Genomic DNA, 1,398 nt, shown 5'->3' on the forward strand with positions numbered 1-1,398 from the left:
TATTGTATCAATAGAGTACACCCTAATCATACAAGTAAAGTTGTTGAATTTATAGCAACTAAAACGTATGATTAGGGTGTATATTAATTTTGGAGTGAAAATGAATGATTATAGGTTATGCAAGAGTATCTTCGATAGATCAAAATTTAGAGAGACAGATAGATAATTTGAAAAAATTTGGCGTAGAGAAAATATTTACAGAGAAACAGTCGGGAAAGTCAGTAGAAAATAGACCCGTATTTCAAGAAGCACTTAACTTTGTGAGAATGGGCGATAGATTTGTAGTAGAATCGATTGATCGCTTAGGTCGTAATTATGATGAAGTGATTAACACAGTTAATTATTTAAAGGATAAAGAAGTTCAATTGATGATTACTAGTTTACCTATGATGAATGAAGTCATTGGCAATCCTTTATTAGATAAGTTTATGAAAGATTTAATCATACAAATATTAGCAATGGTTTCAGAACAAGAACGAAATGAAAATAAACGTCGACAAGCGCAAGGTATTCAAGTTGCGAAAGAAAAAGGTGTATATAAAGGGCGTCCGTTACTTTATTCAGCGAATGCTAAAGACCCACAGAAACGTGTTATTTATCATCGAGTTGTCGAAATGTTAGAAGAAGGCAAAGCGATTAGTAAGATTGCGAAAGAGGTTAATATTACAAGACAGACAGTTTATAGAATTAAAAAGGATAAGGAAGATTATATTGATAAAAGGGTTGTCAGTGCAAATGAGATTTCTTCACAGCGTCCATAGTTTTTACAAAGGTATTGGATTACTAATATTATTTAGTAATCCAATCGTTATAAACATCTGTATCCAAACTTATTTCTCCTAACAGTTCTTTTTTTATTTTGAGTATTAATGGAGAGGAGTTTTCTAAATTAATTTCTTCCAAATCAACCCATACTTCTGCCTCGGAGTCATTTAGTTCATTATCCACAAATTTAGATAACTCTCTCTGTTGAATAGTTATATTTCTATCAATATCATAAATTATCATTATATGATGAACTATATAATTAGACTCTCTCTCTTTCACAAAAGCATCATAAACTCTAGAGTTTCTGTAAGCAGATAGATAATACCCTGTTTCTTCTAAAATTTCACGTTTTAATGTTTCTGTTAGACCTTCATCTTTTTTGGGACTACCTCCAGGAAGGTCAAAACGACCTCTATATGGACCAGAATTTTTTTTAATACATAATAATTTATTTTGTTCAAAGCAAACACCGTAAATTCCAATATGTTTTTTTATCTCCATTTTACGATTCCTTTCGGTTCTGTTGCAAAGTTGAATTCATAATATAATTTTAACAAAAAGGAGTCTTCTGTATGAACTATTTCAGATATAAACAATTTAACAAGGATGTTATCACTGTAGCCGTTGGCT

2 protein-coding genes are annotated in these 1,398 nt (G+C 30.8%); one reads left to right on the top strand and one right to left on the bottom strand.

Features of this window, described 5'->3' with window-relative positions:
- Positions 1 to 104 precede the first annotated feature (104 nt).
- Positions 105 to 761, top strand: coding sequence for a recombinase family protein (locus KA828_RS12710; protein ID WP_210126341.1), 657 nt, complete (start codon positions 105 to 107; stop codon positions 759 to 761).
- 28 nt (positions 762 to 789) lie between these two features.
- Here the strand turns inward: KA828_RS12710 and KA828_RS12715 are convergent, their stop codons facing one another.
- Positions 790 to 1,269, bottom strand: a complete 480-nt coding sequence (locus tag KA828_RS12715; protein ID WP_210126342.1) for an NUDIX hydrolase — start codon at positions 1,267 to 1,269, stop codon at positions 790 to 792.
- Positions 1,270 to 1,398 lie beyond the last annotated feature (129 nt).

The sequence above is a fragment of the Staphylococcus sp. GDY8P85P genome (genome assembly GCF_017892405.1).
Classification (GTDB): domain Bacteria; phylum Bacillota; class Bacilli; order Staphylococcales; family Staphylococcaceae; genus Staphylococcus; species Staphylococcus borealis.

Bases quoted from the DNA above. Each gene is read 5' to 3' on its own strand.
- KA828_RS12710 (WP_210126341.1), top strand. From the start codon at position 105: ATGATTATAGGTTATGCAAGAGTATCTTCGATAGATCAAAATTTAGAG.
- KA828_RS12715 (WP_210126342.1), bottom strand. From the start codon at position 1,269: ATGGAGATAAAAAAACATATTGGAATTTACGGTGTTTGCTTTGAACAA.